We start from the raw sequence: 19,953 nt of genomic DNA, 5'->3' as shown, positions 1-19,953 counted from the left end.
GGTGATTATTAATGGAAAAAGACGTGAAAATTTTAGTAGTGGATGATGAAGAAAGAATTCGCCGCTTGTTAAAAATGTATTTAGAGCGTGAGGATTATATTATAGATGAAGCAGAAGACGGAATTGAGGCTTTGTCAAAAGCCACAACAAATGACTACGATGTGATACTTCTTGATTTAATGATGCCAGGTAAGGATGGTATCGAGGTTTGCCGCGAGCTTCGGGAAAAAAAGGCAACACCTGTGATCATGCTGACTGCCAAAGGTGAAGAAATAAATCGGGTTCAAGGGTTTGAAGTAGGAACAGACGATTATATCGTAAAACCATTTAGCCCAAGAGAAGTGGTTTTAAGAGTAAAAGCGATATTACGCAGGGCCTCTCAAACAAGCTACTTACAAACGGAAACGACTACGAAGGATGTTATCGTGTTCCCGCATTTAACAATTGATAATGATGCCCATCGTGTAACAGCTGACGGCAAAGAAGTAAGCTTAACTCCAAAAGAGTATGAACTTCTTTACTTCTTGGCAAAAGCCCCGGATAAAGTGTTTGATCGGGAGCAATTGTTAAAGGAAGTATGGCACTATGAATTTTTCGGAGACTTGCGTACCGTAGATACCCATGTAAAACGTCTTCGTGAAAAATTAAATAAAGTGTCAGAAGAAGCTGCAAGAATGATTATTACCGTTTGGGGAGTGGGCTACAAATTTGAGGTAATAAATGAATGACTTTCTTAAGAAGTGTCGTAGGTAAACTTTGGTTTACCATTCTTTTATTAGTTTCTTTCGTGCTATTCATCCTTACTGTTATGCTTTTGGAATTTTTTCAAAATCAAAATATTCAAGAAACTAAACAGGATTTGACAAAAACAGCTGAAAAAATTGCCCATGTGTTAGAAAATCATCAAGGAAATCAATTTCCATTAGGTTTAGAAATATCCTGGCAGATAATGGATGATGTGACAAAAGTGGTGATCGTAAAAAATAACCAAGAAATCTATTACTCTCCAAATACTAAAAGTGGAAAAAGATTAACACTGGATGAAATCAAAAAAGATTCCGATTTGGAGAAAGTATTCCGGAAAAACAAAATTGTTGAAAAGATGTCGAGCCTAACGGCAGGACAAAATGGAGAGGTTGAAGACACCAATTATTCGATTATTGGTGTTCCTCTGCACCTGTCGGAAAATGAACATGGTGCAGTCTTTATCTATCAATCAATAAAAGTGATGCAGGAAACGTCACGTTATACCACACAATATATTTTACTTGCAGCCGGAGTTGCTATTATTTTAACCACCATATTTGCTTTTTTTCTATCAACAAGAATTACAGCGCCTTTAAGGAAAATGCGAGAAGCTGCTTTTGAAGTAGCACGTGGTAAATTTGATACCAAAGTACCAATATTGACGCATGATGAAATTGGTGAATTGGCTACTGCTTTTAACCAGATGGGCAGGCAATTAAAATTTAATATGAATGCCCTTAGCCAGGAAAAAGAGCAGCTGGCCAGTATTTTAAGCAGCATGGCAGATGGAGTCATCACCTTCAATCGAGATGGCACTATTTTAATTACGAATCCGCCTGCAGATCGATTTTTGCAATATTGGTATTATGAAAAGGGCAGTTATAGCACAAATTCCGAGGCAATTCCATCAAAAGTTTTGGAGCTGTTTCAACGAGCTGTTGAAACAGAAAAGGAACAGATGGGGGAAATTTCTTTACAGGGCCGATATTGGGTGATACTTGTATCTCCTCTCTATAGCAATCGATTTATCCGAGGTGCGGTAGCTGTTTTAAGAGATATGACTGAAGAGCGACAGCTTGAAAAAATGAGAAAAGATTTTATTGCGAATGTTTCCCATGAGCTGAGAACACCTATCTCAATGCTTCAAGGATATAGTGAAGCCATTGTAGATGATATAGCCGAAACACAAGAAGAGAAAAGGGAAATGGCAAAGGTCATTTATGATGAATCATTAAGAATGGGCAGGCTTGTTAATGAGCTTCTTGACTTAGCTCGAATGGAAGCTGGGCATATGCAATTAACGATAGAAGAAGTTGAGCTTTCATCATTTGTAAACAGAATCATTCATAAGTTTCAAGGAATGGCAAGAGACAATGGAATCACTGTTAATACCATCATTGATCATGATATATCTCTTGTTTCTTTGGATCCGGACCGAATTGAACAAGTTTTAACAAACTTAATTGATAATGCCTTAAGACATACGCCAAATGGCGGGTTCATTGAGTTAAATGTTACTTCAGAAGAAAAAGGAATTAAAATAGAAGTTAAGGATTCTGGTTCGGGTATTCCGGAAGAGGACTTACCGTTTGTTTTTGAACGTTTTTATAAGGCTGATAAAGCTAGAACCCGAGGCAAATCTGGTACTGGACTTGGTCTAGCTATTGCCAAAAATATTATCGAGGCACATAGGGGATATATTTCAGTCCAAAGTAAGTATGGCCAAGGGACTAGCTTCTCATTTTGGCTTCCGCGAAAATAGTAAAAATATCAAGCTTTTTGCCGATTGTTCTTGATTCATATGGAACCCTTTCGTAAACTCATCCAAAATTGGATGGGTTTTTTTGGTTGATAGGACAGCGTAACTTTCCTATCAGGTAAAAGTGAACTTAGGAATGCTTCGAGAGCATTAGCTTCGCAGTCAAAATCTATGCTTTTCGGCGAACTGCGCCTCTGTCTTCGCCCTAACGTGCTCGCAAGTCGGCGAGTATTCTTATAAGTCTAGCGTGATGACAGATGTATAGATTTTTACTATGTTGATTGAAGGAAGAAAAGCAAGTTTAAACGTTTGCAATGTAAAATATTGCGGTAAAATATTTCCAAAATATGCCTTCCAATTTACTAGAAAACAGTCTATATTTAATAAGATGAAACCTTTATTACATAGATATCGACTAATATTTAGAGACGGGGAGGGGAATAGATGGACTCCGTTTTTGATGAACTTTATCATAAATACCACCATGATGTGTTTCAATTCCTTTTTTATATGGTGAGAAATAAAGAGCATGCCGAAGATCTTGTCCAAGAGGTCTATATAAGGGTCTATAAATCATATTATCGGTTTGAAGGAAAGAGCAGCGAAAAAACTTGGCTTTTTTCTATTGCGAGAAATGTGGCAATTGACTTTTTCCGGAAACAAAAAGGGTGGAAGGAAAAAGTATTGGACAAGTTTGATTGGTCATCTAATCAGATTAAGGATGAATATTTGATACCCGAAGAGATAGCTGTTCAAAAGGATGAAATAAAGCTGGTCTACAAATGTCTAGACTATTGTACAATTGATCAACGAATGGTCATTATTTTACGATATATTCACGATCTATCTATAGCTGAAACAGCAAAAGCGTTGGGATGGACTGAAAGCAAAGTGAAAACAACTCAACATCGTTCGTTAAAAATATTAAAGAAACAATTGGAACTATTTTCAGGAAAGGAGGAGTTCATTAGTGAAAAGGTCAGAGTGGAGCGATAGAGAACTTGAAGAATTATTACGTAGAATGCCCAAAATACGTGATCATCGCGACCCTCGTGACATTTACCGAAATATCTCCATAAGAAAGCACATACCTGCATTGTGGTTTATACCTGGTATTGCTGCCGTTTCTGCTTTGTTACTATTTCTTATTTTTATTCCAAGGCTAATGACTGGAACATCTTTGTCAGAAAAACATGTAAGCCGCAGTAAAACGACAAATTCCGAGGCAGTTAAGAGTGACGTAAATGATCATAGCCCAAGAGCTGAAAGAAATAAGGAAAATTCCTCCTCTCCAAAAATTGCTTTGTTAGACGCAGCAAAAGTCCCTGAACCATATAGCGGCAGAAATAAAACAGCAGTATATGAGAATGATGTTAGGGATGGCAAGGTCCTCATATATTGGATTCCTGATCAGCAAGGGCAAATTTTGGTGCCTGTATCGACCGTTGTTCGGAAAACACAAGGGAAATCCTGGTTGACATTATTTAATGAAAAAATGGCCAGCTTGAGAGAAAGGGAATGGGGACTCAGTCATTTCTATCCTCTGCGTGCGAATTTGAAACTGGATGCATCTAATCAAAATGTTAATGTTGATGTCACGGATTCTCTATATACTCAAGGTTCAAATAATGAAACTAATTTTATTCATGTTCTGGAAAAAGATATTTCTTCTAATAGCAACATAAAAAAAATAAAGTTGACGACGAACGGAAATCCTGGCGTAAATTTTGGGAATTATGGAGAAATAGGTGAACTAAATCTTAAGCGGGACAAATGCCATGGTTTTTTCTTTTATTATCCGAAACTTAGCAATTTGCCTTTTTTGGTGCCTTCTGTTGCTAGCTATAAAGATATTAAAGGTGCTATTGCAGCTATGAAACATGATCAGGTTGCTTTAGGTCTGAAGGGATCTTTATCTAATATTCAACTAAGTCAAGTTGCGATTAACGGCAAAACGTTAATGATTGCTTTTAATGGAAGCGCTGGACTGCATAACGACCAGATGACTTTGCTCTCTTTTGAGGCAATTTTGTTAACTGCAAAGGAATTCGGTTTGGATAAAGTGATTATCAAAGGGGCATCGGGAATGCATATCGGCCCTTTTGATTTATCGAAAGAAATAAAAGTACCTATCGCTCCAAACTTCCGGAATTTTTAACCCACATCGGCTTCAAATATATTCAGAAATGTAAAAATCAACCATTTTGGTTGGTTTTTTTAGCATTCCTTTCCTATCAGGCATAAGGGAACTAAGCCTCTGTCTTCGCCCTGCAGGGCTCGTCAGTCGGAGAGTTTTCTTTATGAATAAAATTGCGATTGACTCCAAATTATAACAAGTATGGTTTGGCTGTTCCTAGCTTTCATTTTGTTCTAAGTCATTATTTAGAAACATATGGTAAGAGAGGAAAGTGCTTAAGGAGGAAAAGGGTTAAAATGTATGACTACATAAAGAGGTTCTTAATTGCCATCATTATGGCACTTTGTGTTAGTTTGTTATTTCTTGGTGGAACGCATTCGAAGGCTGCAACTTTGCTTGAAGAGAAAAGTGATACAGAAAGGTGGATATGGCCAGCGGATGGTGTAATATCTGATACATACGGAACAAGGCAGGGAAGACATAAAGGAATTGATATTGCAGGAAAATGGGATTCACCTGTTTTGGCAGTAGGGGAGGGAGTAGTGGTGAAATCCTATTTTTCTGATACATACGGGAATGTTGTCTTTATAAAACATCCAAGTAATTTTGTAACCGTATATGCCCATCTAAATCATCGTTATGTGCAGGAAGGACAATCAATTAAACAAGGTGACTGTATCGGGAAAATGGGAAGAACAGGGCAAGCTACGGGTACTCATCTACATTTTGAAACACATAGAAATGAATGGAGATATGATAAAAAGTATGCATTGGACCCAGAAAAGCTGTTAGGCAGTGCTGCAGTGGGAGATATTGTTCAAGGGGGAATAGCATCAAGTGAAAAGAATGTATTAGCAGTCAGTTCCCAATACCATTCCTCTAATTCGAATAATGTCAAACAGAAATCATTCAAGGTATCCCAATACATTGTTAAAAGTGGAGATACCTTATCTACCATTGCAAGTAAAAGTAATGTATCAGTTGAAAAAATTAAAAAAATCAACCATTTAACATCAGATATCATTAAGCCAAAACAAATATTAAAGCTTAATTAAAACGTTAACCCGCAGATGAAAGCTGCGGGTTATTACTTGGTAAATTTACAAATTTCTAACTTAACAATTTTATCTTTTTTCAGTATAATGAATATATAAATTTATATCGATCTATCTTCGGGGCAGGGTGAAATTCCCGATCGGCGGTATTAGAGGATAACTCTTGAGCCCGCGAGCCTTTTAGGCAGGATTTGGTGCGATTCCAAAGCCGACAGTATAGTCTGGATGGGAGAAGATGGAGGTTCTGCAAACGTTCGAAAAATGTTTAATTTCTGAACGTTTATTAAGTATACCTTTCTACTCCCTCAAACCTTTTTGAGGGAGTTTTATTTTGGTATCAAAATGCTGAACCTCTCTTCCAAAAAATGATGGATCAAAAAAGGAGAGAGGAAAGATGAAGAATATGAAAAACTCAAAAGTAAAAGTGATGGTGTCGATAGGAATGTTAAGCAGTATCGCCTATTTATTAATGCTGTTAAACTTTCCACTTCCGTTTTTTCCAAATTTCTTATTTGTTGATTTCAGTGATATTCCCCCATTAATTGCTGCCTTAATTTTTGGTCCGGCTGCTGGCATTATGGTTGAATTAATCAAAAATCTGCTAAATTATATGGCGACAGGCAGTCCGACAGGTATACCAGTAGGTCATATTTCTAATTTTATCGCTGGGATTATGTTTATATTACCAACCTATTATTTGTATCTTAAGATGAAAACAAAAAGGGGAATGACGATCGCTTTAATTTCAGGGACATTTACAATGGCAATCGTCATGAGTATATTAAATTACCTTATCTTTTTACCTGCCTATACTGCACTATTAAAGTTCCCTGATATGCGCAATTTAGTGGTTCCGGCAATACTGCCGTTCAATATTCTTAAAGGAGTTATGATGTCCGTCATATTTATGTTGATATTCGTTCGAATTCAAGGATGGATGAAAAAACTTTCTTTTATAAAAAGTATTTAACATCTACGGCAGCCAAGATTTTTCTTGGCTGTTATTTTGTCAGAAAATAAAAACCCTATCCCAAATGGGACAGGGTAAGTAGCTTAAGAATATCCGTTAGTAAAGTGATTATTCGAATTTAGTTGGGTTACCCTCAAATGGCTCGTCAGCAACTTTAATGGAATCAGTTGGGCAGCCTTCAAAAGCATCCATCATGTCATCGATTAAAACATCAGGAATTTCCACAATCCCTTCGTTATCATCAAGGGTTACAAATGCAATCCCTTCATCATCATAATCATAGATATCAGGTGCTGCAGCGCCACAAGCGCCACATGCGATGCAAGTTTCCTTATCAACAATCGTATACTTTGCCATGCAAAAAACCTCCCAGTAAAATAACAAGAATTATTTTGACGCATTTTCCACTGTTGGAAATTACATCTTTTACATGTTCTATTGTAAAACTGTATGAGCAACATTTCAATAGAAAAATGCTCTTAAATAATGGTTTGTCAAATTCGTTAACATCAATAAATTTGACAGCAATAATCGTCATTTCGTGGTAGAATAAAAAAGATTATACACAATTTTGTCGACAATGATGGTGGGGCCATGCAGAGACAAATGGATTCTATTATTCTATATTGTTTAAAACAATTAAATAGGGAACGCACTGTTTTCTCTATCTTTCATCTGTTAAAAGGAAAAAAATCTTCCCAAACCATTCAGGATGCTCATTTATTTTCTTTGAAAAGATTCTTTGGTGTGTGTGAAATATTAACACGGGAAACCTTCGAAGAGATCGTTCAAAAGCTTCATAAAAATGAATGGATTACCCATTGCGGGAACCAGCGATACACACTTACACCAATTGGAGAATCGATTTTAAAAACGTATCAGCTACCCTCCTTCATAAATGGATGGGATTTTCATCCCCTTACAACACTATTTTGGGAAAGATTATCATTATTCATTCAGGTGGCATCAAACTATGCTTATCATGAAACGAATTACATTCCCATTCAAAAAGACGAAAGTGTCCAGTCATGGATTAAGATGACACTTAAGAAAATAATGATTCCAAAGCAGGATATAGGCAAAATGATGAATAAAGAATTGATGGATTGTCTTGAGAACGCAGAGGCATTAAATCCTTCTCTGCTAGTTTTCCGTTTAACCGGATATCAGAAAATAGGATTAACATCTTTTCAAGCTGCGGAAAAATTCCAACTTGATTTTGTTGATTACCATATCAGTTTTATTCATATTTTGCATTATTTGTTATCCGTGGTTATTGGTAATCCTGCCCGTTTCCCATTATTAAAACTCCTGATTGATGGCGTAAAGGAAAATAACGATTTAACACAATCTACAAGTATTACATTAGAAATGTTAGTGCAAGGTCATTCACTTGAGATGATTGCAGGAAGAAGGAATTTAAAAGTTAGTACGATTGAAGATCACATTGTGGAGCTAGCATTGCAAATGGAGGACTTTTCGATTGACCCATATGTTGAAAGGGAGCTATGTGAAGAAATTTTAGAAATTTCACGTCTATCAAGTACAAAACAATTAAAGGTGATAAAAGATAAAGTGAGTACTGCTAGCTATTTTCAGATCCGGTTGGTGCTGGCTAAATATGGTGGTGCTAAATGAATCTTGTTGCAGAATTGAAAAAATATTTTGGGTTTACCTCATTTAAACCAGGGCAGGAAGAAGTGATCTGTTCGATTCTTTCAGGCCGCCATACATTAGCCATGCTTCCAACTGGAACAGGAAAATCATTGTGTTATCAGCTGCCTGGGCTAATGGTTCAAGGACATGTTTTGATTATTTCACCACTGCTCTCCTTAATGCAGGATCAAGTAGAGCAATTTAAGCGATTTGGTGAAAAAAGAGTAGTCGCTTTAAATTCATTTTTAACAATAGATGAAAAGAAAATGGTGTTGAGAAATCTTAGAAAGTACAAATTCATATTCATTTCTCCGGAAATGCTTCAAGTACCTTATATCATTCAAAAACTGCAAGAGTTGACGCTCTCCTTGTTTGTCATCGATGAAGCACATTGTATTTCTCAATGGGGTTATGACTTTCGTCCGGATTACTCCAGATTGGGGGAAATCCGCAAAAGATTGGGGAATCCGCTAACACTTGCTTTAACAGCAACTGCAACAAGAAAAGTACTTAATGATATTATTTATTCGCTTGATCTTGAGGATGTAACAAAAATTGAATATTCCGTTGACAGGCCTAATATTGCTTTGGTTGTAGAGGAAGCAGCGGCAGGAAGACAAAGGGAAGAAAGAGTTCTTGAACTCGTTTCCCAACTGCAAAAACCAGGTATTATTTATTTTTCCAGTAAAAAGACAGCGGAACAGATGGCATCTCTGATTGCTGATCGCGGATTGTGCAAAGTTAGTGCTTATCATGCGGGATTAGACCAAGCCTCAAGAACTTTAATTCAGCAGCAGTTTTTATATAATCAGCTTGATGTAATTTGTGCTACTAGTGCATTTGGTATGGGGATTAATAAGGAAAATATTAGGTTTATCATACACTATCACATGCCGATGCAAATGGAGTCTTACCTTCAGGAAATTGGAAGAGCAGGGCGAGATGGATTACAAAGCATAGCTTTTTTGTTATATTCTTCCGGAGATGAACTTCTGCCGATCCAGCTGGCGGAAAGTGAACTGCCATCAGAACAGCAAGTAGCCTGGCTATTTCACAAATTAGAAGAGAATCAGATGTTCATCACTGATAAAGGCATTGTGGAACAACATCTGCGAGATATTGGCGGATTTTCAGAAATTCAATGGAGAATTGTTGAACAATTTTTCAAAAATGAACGACATGGACCCAATTTTAATAAGCTGCAAGAAGCCATCCTGACATACGTTAAAGAAAGAATGCGTGTCAAAAAAAATCATATAGCTCGAATGAAAAACTGGATTGAATCCACATGCTGCCGAAGGGAGTATATCCTTCAGTATTTTGAGGAAACACTTTCTCGGAAAATTAGTCCATGTTGTGACTGTTGCGGGATTGAACTGGAATCTTTTCAGTCCTTCGCGAAAAAGCATGATACACTAATTGAAAGCACATGGCAGGAATATTTGAGTGAAATTTTAATCAATGAGAGTCAAAACTATGAAAAATAAACATAATGAATTGATTTCAAGTTTATCTGATAAAGAACTGCTTGTGCATTTATATATGACACAATTCATCCTAATGGTGATTTCGGTCATACTCGGTTTTATATTATTTGACCATTTTGCCTATTTGAAAAATATCCAAATATTTGATTTACGAATCATAACAATAGGGGTACCTGCTGGCTGCACCGTGGTGATCCTGGATATGACTTTAATGAAAATACTTCCTCCTTCTTATTATGATGATGGAGGATTAAATGAAAGAATTTTTCGAAAAAGAACGATTTTTCACATTTTTATTATTGCAATCCTAGTAGCTTTTAGTGAGGAATTATTATTTCGTGGTATTATCCAAGAAAAAGTCGGGCTGATTACGGCCAGTATCATTTTTGCGATTGTTCACTATCGGTATTTATTTAATTGGTTTTTATTTATAAATATTGTCCTGCTAAGCTTTATGATCGGGGTCATTTATATGTGGACAGATAATTTAGCTGTCACGATTATCATGCATTTTGTGATTGATTTATTATTAGGAATCTATTTAAAATTTAGACGTCCCCCAGAAGGACGAGTTGGTTAGGGAAGGGGAAAAAGGGGTTTATGAACAAGGAAGAACCGTATAGAGAACAAGCAGAAAAGTTAAAACAGCGCATAGAAAAAGTTGATGAACAACGAATAGAAGGCCATTTTGAATCGGGAAATGCCTTGCCTCCAAGAGAGCAGCGCCACCGACAAAAGAAAAAGAAAATAAAATGGAAGATTAAATATCCCGTCATTCGATTGTTAGTTGTTCTCTTTATTCTCCTTCCTGTTATAATTTTCAGTGTCATTTCTTTTTTTGATGGAAAAAAAAGTGCGGTAACTAAAACAACGTCGGGAAATACGGTCGGTGAAACTATTAATCTAGAAAAACCGCAGGAGACCAAACAAAATAAGTCACAAGTTAAAACTCAAAATCAACAGGAAGTAAATCAAGAAAATAGCGATACAAATGCTCTTAATCAGAATAAAAATCAAGCAGTGCCTGCGACGCCAAAGCCTCTGCCGGTTACACAAAATACTGAAAAATCTTCTTCCGTTCCTAGCACAGAAGGAACCCAATTAAGCTCAAGTCAAAAAGAGCAGACAGTAAAGGCTCAGGGAAGCTTGCAGGAGACTAAAAAAAGCCAAACCACTGCAAAAACGCAATCAAAAGTTATATATCATACGGTTCAGCCAAAAGAAACGCTCTATATGCTTGCTGAAAGGTATTATCATTCTTCAAAAGGTATGGAGATTATCATTCAAGCAAATCATCTTAGCAGTGATCAGCTTATGGTTGGTCAAGTATTGAAAATACCGTTGAACAACTAGCCGGCCATATTTTTGGCCGGCATTCATTTTATTTATACATATTCTGAAGGACAAGTTCATAAGTATATACGGAGAAATGGAGGGATAGCATGGATACTCCAATCCGAATGCTTGAGAATACAGATGAAGCCACAAAGCAGACGCTAGAAAACGTTAGAAAGCGGAAGGAAAAGTTTGATAAATTCGAGCGTTATCATAATCAATCCATTTGGGCGACCATAATATTGACTTCTATTTTCCTGATCTATTTATATAAAACAGTTTTCACGGTATATTCTTATTCGTTCGCTGCAATGTTTTCAGCCTTTGTAAATGATTCGAATAATTTAACTTTTTTAGTCTGCTGCGTCGGAATGTATGGCGGAATGAATTTATTAAAAGAAAAGAAGGACAAAGCGGAAAAAGAATATCATGATTTAAGGTGTGAAATTGTTGACCGAAGCAAAGATTACTGGAAAAAAGAGGATGAGTGGAAAAACCGACATCTTGTGTTTGAAGTAATGAAAAAGCAGTATGATATCAATCTTTATCATGAAAAAAAATAAGAAGCAGATATTTCTGCTTCTTCCAATTAGAAAACTTTTTTCCTGTCCCGTTCCTCTTTTAGAATTTCTACTGCTTCACGAAAACGCTGTGAATGAATAATTTCACGTTCACGTAAAAATCTTAGGGAATCATTTAAATCGGGGTCATCACTTAAGTTAATGATCCATTGATAGGTTGCTCGGGCTTTTTCTTCAGCAGCAATATCTTCATATAGGTCTGCGATAGGGTCTCCTTTCGCCTGTATATAGGTAGCTGTCCAAGGGGCACCTGCCGCGTTATGATAGAATAATGCACCATCATGGTTTGCGTAATGATCGCCAAGGCCAGCAGCTTTTAATTGTTCGGGTGTAGCATCCTTTGTTAATTTGTAAACCATAGTGGCGATCATTTCAAGATGGGCAAATTCTTCTGTGCCTATGTCTGTTAAAAGACCTATTACTTTATCGGGAATGGTATATCGTTGATTTAAATACCTTAATGCGGCCGCAAGCTCTCCATCAGCTCCACCATATTGCTCGATTAAATATTTGGCTAAAGTCGGGTTGCACGTACTTACGCGGACAGGATATTGTAATTTTTTTTCGTATATCCACATGGAACGTAATTCCTCCTTTAAGTGAGCAAACTTTTGTTAAACCTGCCAGGGCCAAGGGGAATCATCCCAATTCCAAGGATACCCAGAATAACTGTTTCCATATTGCAGCAATGGGCCAAATTGACTTTCAAATTGTTTTTTTATATGTTTTCTTTCTTTTACATAATGATTAAATTGATGGATGGCTTCGAGATCATCTTGATGTGTATCTAGGTATAATGTAAGCTCTACAAGGACAAAATCGACCGCTTGCAGCTGATGCATTAATTGGTAATACTCATCAGGTATTTGCTTCATGTGAGTATCCCTCCAGTTGCTTTTTCGAGCGAATTGTACCAAGGGTCGTAAAATGCTTGCCAAAGTGTTCCGGCTTTAAGCGCCTCAAACGGAGAAAATTGCGGAAGATTTGGTGGCTGAAATCCAATATATAAATGAGGCGGTGTGGAGTAAGTTTTTTCAAGAATCGGTTTGCACGGGTCAAATGAACTTACAAATGGATGATAGGATTTAATATGAGTATTCATAGAATCCTCCCTATATATGACATCATTTAATTATATGAAATAAGTTCACTAACATGACATAAATCGTTATGATCGTGCAGGTTTTTCACATCATTTTGGAAGTATAATATAGGAGTGCAAGGATTATTACATTGAGGTGATGGAAATGTTCGTAAAAAATATCATGATTCCTAAACATGAGTGTTATACAGCCCAGGTGAATGTTACATTGAAGGAAGCGTTAAATATTTTAGAAGCAAATAAAATTGATGGTTTACCGATATTGAGAGAGGACAAATATGCAGGAGTTGTTACGAGATATCGAATATATGAAAACTATTTTCTATCCGATAAACCAAAGGATGAATTTCTATCATCAACCTATGTTAGTGATATTATGATTTATCAAGATAAGTATTTACAGGGAGCTGAGCTATTTGAAAGAACGCTCTTAGACTTAAAGGATTTTCCATTATTATCGGTTGTAGATGAAAATCTGACCTTCTTGGGAATTGTAACCCGTGCAGATGTATTGGATTCTTTTGAAAGCGCTTTTGGTGTTAATCGGCCAGGTGTTCGTATTGCGTTTACCTCAGTTGAAACAGAAGGAAGAATTGCCCGCTTATCTGAAATTGCTCATCATTTTCATGAGCATATCATTTCACTTGTTACTTTTGATGAAACGGATAAACTTGTTCGCCGAATTGTGATGAAAGTAGAAAAGAAAGATAATATTGATAAGTTCATCAAGAAGCTGGAGGAACATGGGTTCCGCATCCTTAGTGTCAAAGAGGACTAAAAAGTAATAAATTGATTTCAAATCCCGCCCATATAAGAAGATGAGCGGGTTATTTAATGGGAAGATTTTCTTAAGCCCGGTGGTAATGATGTAGACAATTCACCATTAAGGCCCCTGAACATACACTGAAAACAAGAGTCAGGTCACGGCAGGGGGCAAAAGCATGCGCTTGGAACGCTTAACAGCAAATAAAATAAAAATTTTTTTAACCTCTGATGATTTAATGGAAAGAGGACTTTCCAAAGAAGACATATGGAAGGAATCAAGTAAATGGAATCAACTGTTTCATGATATGCTGGAAGAGGCTAGCATTGAGTTTGATGTTGACATACAGGGTTCTGTTGCAGTAGAAATTTTCTCCCTTCAGGCTCAAGGTATGATCATGATTATTACCGTTAATGGGGTGAAAGAGGACGAAGATCTTTTATATGATGGTTTAATTGAAATGCAGGTCAGATTTGGAAGCTATGAGCATCTGTTATATGAATTTGCTGAATTTGAGGATCTAATTCGTGCGTTGAAAAGGCTCGCAGCTGCAGAAATTAGGGGCGGAAGTATATATGCCACCAATCATCATTATTACCTGCTGATGGATCATTTAGAAGCTGGAAAGAATGAAATGGCTGCATGTATTATATCAGAATACGGAAATACATCCATTCAAAGTCCATATGTACTTGCAGAATATGGAAATCTGATTATCAAGAACACAGCGGTCGAGACAATACTTCAATATTTTAATGATTAAAATACTTATAAGAAAGAAGAAGGGGGGAGTACCCCTTTTTATTTTTGAAAAAATGCATTATATCTTTTTCTTTATTAATAAATCATTTTGAAAAAGAATGTCAGCGTTTACATATAGGAACAATAATTATGAAAGAAAGTAATGATTTGTTCTTGCATTAATCATGTAAAGGTGTATACTTGTGACTGAAAGCGGACAACATTCGTAAAAGTGATTTTTTAGGAGGTTTACATATGGTAGCCGATAAAGGTACTGAAAAGACTAATCAAGAGGAAAAACATGATGTGTTAAAATCAACACAAACAGTCATTCATAAGGCCCTAGAAAAATTAGGTTATCCAGAAGAGGTATATGAACTATTAAAAGAGCCGTTACGATTATTGACAGTAAAAATTCCAGTCAGAATGGATGACGGTTCTATTAAAATATTTACTGGTTATCGCGCACAGCATAATGATGCAGTAGGACCAACAAAAGGCGGAATTCGCTTCCATCCGAATGTTACCGAGACAGAAGTGAAAGCCCTTTCAATCTGGATGAGTTTAAAATGCGGCATCGTAGATCTACCATATGGAGGCGGTAAAGGCGGTATTATTTGTGACCCTCGTGACATGTCATTTAGAGAATTGGAAAGACTAAGCCGCGGCTATGTTAGAGCAATAAGCCAAATTGTAGGTCCAACAAAAGATATCCCTGCACCTGACGTCTATACAAACTCACAAATTATGGCTTGGATGATGGATGAATACAGCCGTATTGATGAATTTAATTCTCCTGGATTTATCACCGGTAAGCCTCTTGTTTTGGGAGGGTCCCACGGGCGTGATTCTGCAACAGCAAAGGGTGTAACGATTTGTATTCGCGAAGCTGCCAAAAAGCGGGGCATACAGCTTGAAGGAGCACGTGTTGTTGTCCAAGGATTTGGTAATGCGGGAAGCTATTTGTCGAAATTCATGCATGATGCAGGGGCAAAGATTGTTGGTATTTCAGATGCATATGGCGCCCTTTATGATCCTAATGGCTTAGATATTGATTATTTGCTCGATCGACGCGACAGTTTTGGAACAGTTACGAAATTATTTAATAATACAATTACTAATAAAGAATTACTTGAATTAGATTGCGATATCTTAGTACCAGCAGCAATCGAAAACCAGATAACCGAAGAAAATGCCCATAATATTCGTGCTACTATTGTAGTCGAGGCTGCAAATGGACCGACAACCTTGGAAGCGACACAAATTTTAACTGAACGGGGAATCCTTCTTGTACCAGATGTATTAGCTTCTGCTGGCGGTGTAACGGTGTCATATTTTGAATGGGTTCAAAATAACCAAGGCTATTATTGGACAGAAGAAGAAGTAGAAGAAAAACTTGAAAAAATCATGGTAAAATCATTTAATAACATTTATGATACTGCTCAAACCCGCCGTGTTGATATGCGCTTGGCTGCTTATATGGTTGGAGTTAGGAAAATGGCTGAAGCAAGCCGATTCAGAGGCTGGGTATAATAACATTGAAATAAAAAAGAAAAACTCCTATCATAACATGGTAGGAGTTTTTATCATTATAATGAATTATGTACTTAAATTTTGAGGAGTGTAATCATTGTGCAAATAGAAGACGTGATCATTGTGGGAGGGGGGCCATGCGGTTTGGCAGCTGCCATCTCCCTTAAAGAAATCGGCAAGAATCCATTAATTATTGAAAAGGGGAATGTAGTTAACTCCATTTATCATTATCCAACACATCAAACCTTTTTCAGTACAAGTGAGAAATTAGAAATTGGTCATGTTCCATTTCTAAGCGATACTTACAAGCCGAAGCGAAATCAAGCACTTGTCTATTACAGAGAAGTAGCCAAAAGGAAGGAGCTCCGTATCCATTCATTTGAAAAAGTCTTGAAAGTATCTAAACAAGGGGATCTATTCATGGTTCATACTGATAAAAATAGCTATCGAACAAGCTATTGTATTATTGCTACGGGCTACTATGATCATCCAAATTATTTGAATGTACCTGGAGAAGATTTGCCAAAAGTGTTTCATTATTTTAAGGAGGCACATCCATATTTCGATACTGATGTTTGTGTAATTGGCGGGAAAAATTCCAGTGTAGATGCTGCGCTGGAGCTTGTAAAGGCGGGGGCCAGGGTCACTGTTCTATACAGGGGGAAAGAATACTCACCAAGTATAAAACCATGGATTCTGCCTGAATTTGACTCATTAGTCCGGAATGAGGTTATTAAGATGGAGTTTCAGGCAAATGTAAAGGAAATTACTGAAACACAAGTAGTCTATACAAAAGGTAATGAAGAGAAAGTAATCAAAAATGATTTTGTTTTTGCTATGACGGGCTATCACCCTGACCATCAATTTTTAGCAACTATGGGCGTGGAAATTGATGATGAGACAGGGAGACCGATCTATAACATGGATACTATGGAAACCAATGTACATGGCATCTATATTGCCGGTGTCATTGCAGCTGGAAACAATGCAAATGAAATATTTATAGAAAATGGCAAATTCCATGGCGGCCAAATTGCTCGTTCTATCTTAGAAAAGGAAACAAGAGTAAAAGAAAATCAGGAATAGGATATTGTTTGGAAAGTGTCAAAGATTCTATCATTTTCTTTAAGCTGGTTCCGTGTTACGATGAAATAAAACGGATTTGAAAAGAGGTTCATCATGCTGGGAATATTATCTGCCGGTATTGCACCCGGTTTGGCCTTGTTAAGCTACTTTTATTTAAAAGATGAATATGAGCCAGAACCCATTTCATTTGTATTTAGAACTTTTTTATACGGTGCACTCCTCGTATTTCCAATTATGTTTTTTCAACATATTATGGAAATAGAACATTTCGTGAAATCTGGACTTCTTGATGCCTTTCTTAATACGAGCCTGTTAGAAGAATTTTTTAAATGGTTTATCCTATTTTATGTTGTTTATCAGCATGTTGAATTTGATGAGCCTTTTGATGGAATCGTTTATGCGGTCTCGGTCTCGTTGGGATTTGCAACAGTTGAGAATATTTTTTATCTGATTGCAAATGGGATTGAACATGCCATTACAAGGGCGTTATTGCCTGTTTCAAGCCATGCGCTTTTTGGGGTAATTATGGGTTTTTATTTGGGTAAAGCCAAGTTTTCAGAAGGTAACAAATTCAAATGGATATTTCTGTCACTATTCGTCCCATTTATTTTGCATGGCTTCTATGACTATATTTTGATTTCGCAAGAAAATTGGCTGGTAATCATTTTTCCGTTTATGATATTCCTTTGGTGGTATAGTTTAAGAAAAGTGAAAAAAGCAAAAATATTGAGCGCGAACCATTGGAAAAAGCATTATCCGGTTCAAAAGTCCCTTCATCCATAAATGAAGGGACTTTTTTTATGGAATAAAAACATAGATAAGACAAAAAATAGGGATACTGAAAAAGATTTCTAACGGGGGTTATTATTCCATGTTGAAGAAAAAATTGCTTAATTCCTTCATTATATTTTCCCTTTTATCAGGGATATTGTCCTTTTTGCAGCCTAATGAAGTCCATGCTTTTTCAAACCAGGTATTACAAAAAGGGGCAGTTGGCAACGATGTAATTGAACTTCAATCAAGACTCAAAAATATCGGGTTTTTTCACGGTAAAATAGATGGTGTTTTTGGATGGAGTACATATTGGGCTTTAAGAAACTTTCAGTATGAATTCGGTCTTCCGATCGATGGTTATGCCGGAAGTAAGACAAAGGCGAAACTGGTTAAGGTAACGAAATATAATGGCGTTAGTGCGGCGAAGAACCAGGGGAATCCAACTCCGCCTAATTCTGCAGCCAAACCGAAGACAGTTAATACTCCAGAAGGAGTTACGGAAAACGACATTCGGTTGATGTCGAATGCAGTTTATGGGGAGTCGAGGGGCGAACCTTTTATTGGCCAAGTTGCAGTCGCTGCGGTAATTTTAAATCGGTTAAGCAATCCGGCATTTCCAAAAACGATTCCGGGAATTATTTTTCAGCCTGGAGCTTTTACAGCTGTGGCAGACGGACAAATCTGGCTGACACCCAATGAGCAATCGAAAAAAGCAGTAATTGATGCCCTAAACGGTTGGGATCCGACAGATAATGCCATGTACTATTTTAACCCCGCAACAGCAACCAGCCCTTGGATTTGGGGGAGACCTCAAATAAAGAAGATTGGGAAACATATTTTTTGTAAGTAGAGGTGATCAAAATTGATAAGAGGAATTTTAATTGGTGTACTTGTTCTTGCTATTGTGGGAACAGGATATTGGGGTTACCAGGAACATCAGGAAAAAAACGCAGTGCTTCTTAATGCAGAAAATAATTATCAACGGGCGTTTCATAATCTTACCTATCAAATGAATTTATTGCACGATAAAATCGGAGCCACACTTGCCATGAATTCAAGGCACTCATTATCACCATCACTAGCCGATGTTTGGAGAATTACTTCTGAAGCGCATAGTTCTGTCGGACAGCTCCCGCTGACATTATTGCCCTTTAATAAAACACAAGAGTTTTTAACGAATGTTGGAAACTTTAGTTACCGAACGGCAGTAAGAGATCTAGATAAGGAGCCGTTGACTAAACAGGAAACGAATACATTGAAAACTCTTTATAAACAGTCCGGAGAAATAAAAAACGAACTAAGAAATGTACAAACTATGGCAATAAAGCATAATCTGCGCTGGATGGATGTAGAGCTTGCCCTGGCTTCAGGGAAAGAAAATACGGATAATACGATTATTGATGGTTTCAAAATGGTGGAAAAAACTGCATCAGGTTATGATGAAGCCAATTTTGGGACAACTATGCTCAATCAGCAGTTGCAGGATGATCAGTTTAAAAACTTAACAGGAAAAACCATTTCACGTCAGGATGCAATAAGTATCGCTAAACATTACGTGAAAACAGATAAGAACTCTGATATTAAAGTTACAGAGAATGGAAAAGGATCACGATTTGGATTTTATAGTATTTCTATAAAAAATAATCAAACCGGGCAGGAAGTAAGTATGGACATAACCAAAAAGGGAGGACATCTGATTTGGTTAATGAATAGTCGTGACATATCAAATCAGGCAATAAGCTTACATGATGCTGCAGCGAAAGGGGCGGCATTTTTAAAAAATAATGGCTATAAAAATATGGTCGAATTTGAAGGCTCTCAGTATGACAATGTCGGAGTTTTTAATTTTGTAACGGAAATAAATGGTGTGAGAATATACCCGGAATCCGTTAAATTGAAGACTGCTCTTGACAATGGAGAAATTGTTGGTGTTTCTGCAGAAGGCTATTTGAAAATGTATCAAACTAGAAAAGTTGACAAACCTGCAATTTCAATAGAACAAGCCCGAAAAAAAGTTAATCCGAATCTCAAGATTATGGAAGATCGTCAATCAGTTATTATAAATGAATTAAATCAGGAAGTATTATGCTATGAATTTCTAGGCACTTTAGGAAATGACACATATCGGATCTTTATTAATGCTAAGAATGGAACAGAAGAAAAAGTAGAAAAACTGAATAATACAACTGGAACTACAGCAGTGTTTTAAGAAGAAGACACGGGAGTG

The 19,953-nt window shown here is 36.9% G+C and carries 21 protein-coding genes, 1 pseudogene and 1 riboswitch; of the genes and pseudogenes, 18 read left to right on the top strand and 4 right to left on the bottom strand.

The window, feature by feature from the left end; genetic code table 11:
• Nucleotides 1-11: 11 nt before the first annotated feature.
• The 6 genes from HPT25_RS25150 to HPT25_RS25125 all read left to right on the top strand — a co-directional run bounded on the left by HPT25_RS25150 (nt 12) and on the right by HPT25_RS25125 (nt 6,668).
• Complete coding sequence (locus HPT25_RS25150) at nt 12-728, top strand: response regulator transcription factor (RefSeq protein WP_173070407.1); 717 nt, start codon at nt 12-14, stop codon at nt 726-728.
• The gene (locus HPT25_RS25145; RefSeq protein WP_173070405.1) at nt 725-2,509 is read left to right on the top strand and encodes an ATP-binding protein; all 1,785 of its coding nucleotides are present in this window, start codon (nt 725-727) and stop codon (nt 2,507-2,509) included. The genes HPT25_RS25150 and HPT25_RS25145 overlap by 4 nt, the downstream gene beginning before the upstream one ends.
• A 441-nt stretch (nt 2,510-2,950) precedes the next feature.
• Nucleotides 2,951-3,502, top strand: coding sequence for an RNA polymerase sigma factor SigX (sigX, locus tag HPT25_RS25140; protein WP_173070403.1), 552 nt, complete (start codon nt 2,951-2,953; stop codon nt 3,500-3,502).
• Nucleotides 3,477-4,664 carry an RsiX family anti-sigma factor gene (locus tag HPT25_RS25135; RefSeq protein WP_173070401.1) on the top strand — a complete coding sequence of 396 codons (1,188 nt, stop codon included), beginning with the start codon at nt 3,477-3,479 and terminating at the stop codon, nt 4,662-4,664. The genes sigX and HPT25_RS25135 overlap by 26 nt, the downstream gene beginning before the upstream one ends.
• A gap of 275 nt (nt 4,665-4,939) precedes the next feature.
• Nucleotides 4,940-5,698, top strand: a complete 759-nt coding sequence (locus tag HPT25_RS25130; RefSeq protein WP_173070399.1) for a peptidoglycan DD-metalloendopeptidase family protein — start codon at nt 4,940-4,942, stop codon at nt 5,696-5,698.
• A gap of 109 nt (nt 5,699-5,807) precedes the next feature.
• Nucleotides 5,808-5,939, top strand: a riboswitch (FMN riboswitch).
• A 162-nt stretch (nt 5,940-6,101) separates the two neighbouring features.
• Nucleotides 6,102-6,668: an ECF transporter S component gene (locus HPT25_RS25125; RefSeq protein ID WP_173071466.1), complete on the top strand. Its 567-nt coding sequence runs from the start codon at nt 6,102-6,104 to the stop codon at nt 6,666-6,668.
• 108 nt (nt 6,669-6,776) lie between these two features.
• Here the strand turns inward: HPT25_RS25125 and HPT25_RS25120 are convergent, their stop codons facing one another.
• The gene (locus tag HPT25_RS25120) at nt 6,777-7,025 is read right to left on the bottom strand and encodes a ferredoxin (protein WP_144563023.1); all 249 of its coding nucleotides are present in this window, start codon (nt 7,023-7,025) and stop codon (nt 6,777-6,779) included.
• Nucleotides 7,026-7,262: 237 nt separating this feature from the next.
• Here HPT25_RS25120 and HPT25_RS25115 point away from each other — a divergent pair, with 237 nt between their 5' ends.
• The 5 genes from HPT25_RS25115 (at nt 7,263) to HPT25_RS25095 (ending at nt 11,709) form a co-directional block, all read left to right on the top strand.
• Nucleotides 7,263-8,306: a YpbB family protein gene (locus tag HPT25_RS25115; protein ID WP_173070397.1), complete on the top strand. Its 1,044-nt coding sequence runs from the start codon at nt 7,263-7,265 to the stop codon at nt 8,304-8,306.
• Nucleotides 8,303-9,811 carry a RecQ family ATP-dependent DNA helicase gene (locus HPT25_RS25110; protein WP_173070395.1) on the top strand — a complete coding sequence of 503 codons (1,509 nt, stop codon included), beginning with the start codon at nt 8,303-8,305 and terminating at the stop codon, nt 9,809-9,811. Before HPT25_RS25115 ends, HPT25_RS25110 begins: the two co-directional genes overlap by 4 nt.
• Nucleotides 9,801-10,391 carry a CPBP family intramembrane glutamic endopeptidase gene (locus HPT25_RS25105; RefSeq protein WP_173070393.1) on the top strand — a complete coding sequence of 197 codons (591 nt, stop codon included), beginning with the start codon at nt 9,801-9,803 and terminating at the stop codon, nt 10,389-10,391. The genes HPT25_RS25110 and HPT25_RS25105 overlap by 11 nt, the downstream gene beginning before the upstream one ends.
• 20 nt (nt 10,392-10,411) lie before the next feature.
• Nucleotides 10,412-11,164, top strand: a complete 753-nt coding sequence (locus tag HPT25_RS25100) for a LysM peptidoglycan-binding domain-containing protein (RefSeq protein WP_173070391.1) — start codon at nt 10,412-10,414, stop codon at nt 11,162-11,164.
• A gap of 89 nt (nt 11,165-11,253) precedes the next feature.
• Complete coding sequence (locus tag HPT25_RS25095; protein WP_173070389.1) at nt 11,254-11,709, top strand: YpbF family protein; 456 nt, start codon at nt 11,254-11,256, stop codon at nt 11,707-11,709.
• 26 nt (nt 11,710-11,735) lie between these two features.
• On the opposite strand, the gene cotJC is transcribed toward HPT25_RS25095, so the two are convergent.
• From cotJC to HPT25_RS25080, 3 genes are read right to left on the bottom strand one after another with little or no spacing between them, the layout of a single operon-like run.
• Nucleotides 11,736-12,305: a spore coat protein CotJC gene (gene cotJC / locus HPT25_RS25090; protein ID WP_173070387.1), complete on the bottom strand. Its 570-nt coding sequence runs from the start codon at nt 12,303-12,305 to the stop codon at nt 11,736-11,738.
• A gap of 36 nt (nt 12,306-12,341) precedes the next feature.
• Nucleotides 12,342-12,602, bottom strand: a complete 261-nt coding sequence (locus tag HPT25_RS25085) for a spore coat protein CotJB (RefSeq protein WP_173070385.1) — start codon at nt 12,600-12,602, stop codon at nt 12,342-12,344.
• Nucleotides 12,599-12,829 carry a spore coat associated protein CotJA gene (locus HPT25_RS25080; protein ID WP_173070383.1) on the bottom strand — a complete coding sequence of 77 codons (231 nt, stop codon included), beginning with the start codon at nt 12,827-12,829 and terminating at the stop codon, nt 12,599-12,601. Before HPT25_RS25080 ends, HPT25_RS25085 begins: the two co-directional genes overlap by 4 nt.
• A 145-nt stretch (nt 12,830-12,974) precedes the next feature.
• Here HPT25_RS25080 and HPT25_RS25075 point away from each other — a divergent pair, with 145 nt between their 5' ends.
• From HPT25_RS25075 to ypeB, 7 genes and pseudogenes are all read left to right on the top strand, one after another.
• A complete protein-coding gene (locus HPT25_RS25075; RefSeq protein ID WP_173070381.1) occupies nt 12,975-13,607 on the top strand; it encodes a CBS domain-containing protein in 633 nt (210 codons plus the stop codon).
• A 163-nt stretch (nt 13,608-13,770) separates the two neighbouring features.
• Nucleotides 13,771-14,355 carry an adaptor protein MecA gene (locus HPT25_RS25070; RefSeq protein ID WP_173070379.1) on the top strand — a complete coding sequence of 195 codons (585 nt, stop codon included), beginning with the start codon at nt 13,771-13,773 and terminating at the stop codon, nt 14,353-14,355.
• 233 nt (nt 14,356-14,588) lie between these two features.
• Nucleotides 14,589-15,866 (top strand): Glu/Leu/Phe/Val family dehydrogenase, encoded by a 1,278-nt coding sequence (locus HPT25_RS25065; protein WP_173070377.1) that lies wholly within the window; start codon nt 14,589-14,591, stop codon nt 15,864-15,866.
• Nucleotides 15,867-15,965: 99 nt separating this feature from the next.
• Nucleotides 15,966-16,952, top strand: a complete 987-nt coding sequence (locus HPT25_RS25060; protein ID WP_173070375.1) for a YpdA family putative bacillithiol disulfide reductase — start codon at nt 15,966-15,968, stop codon at nt 16,950-16,952.
• Between the two features lie 93 nt (nt 16,953-17,045).
• Complete coding sequence (prsW, locus tag HPT25_RS25055; RefSeq protein ID WP_173070373.1) at nt 17,046-17,735, top strand: glutamic-type intramembrane protease PrsW; 690 nt, start codon at nt 17,046-17,048, stop codon at nt 17,733-17,735.
• 169 nt (nt 17,736-17,904) lie between these two features.
• Nucleotides 17,905-18,576: pseudogene (sleB, locus tag HPT25_RS25050) on the top strand (spore cortex-lytic enzyme); the annotation flags it as partial.
• 12 nt (nt 18,577-18,588) lie between these two features.
• The gene (ypeB, locus tag HPT25_RS25045; protein WP_173070369.1) at nt 18,589-19,935 is read left to right on the top strand and encodes a germination protein YpeB; all 1,347 of its coding nucleotides are present in this window, start codon (nt 18,589-18,591) and stop codon (nt 19,933-19,935) included.
• Nucleotides 19,936-19,953: the final 18 nt, after the last annotated feature.

The organism is Neobacillus endophyticus (assembly GCF_013248975.1).
Taxonomy (GTDB): domain Bacteria; phylum Bacillota; class Bacilli; order Bacillales; family Cytobacillaceae; genus Neobacillus; species Neobacillus endophyticus.
The sequence above is the reverse complement of the archived record's forward strand: the minus strand, read 5'-3'. Positions and strand labels throughout refer to the sequence as shown.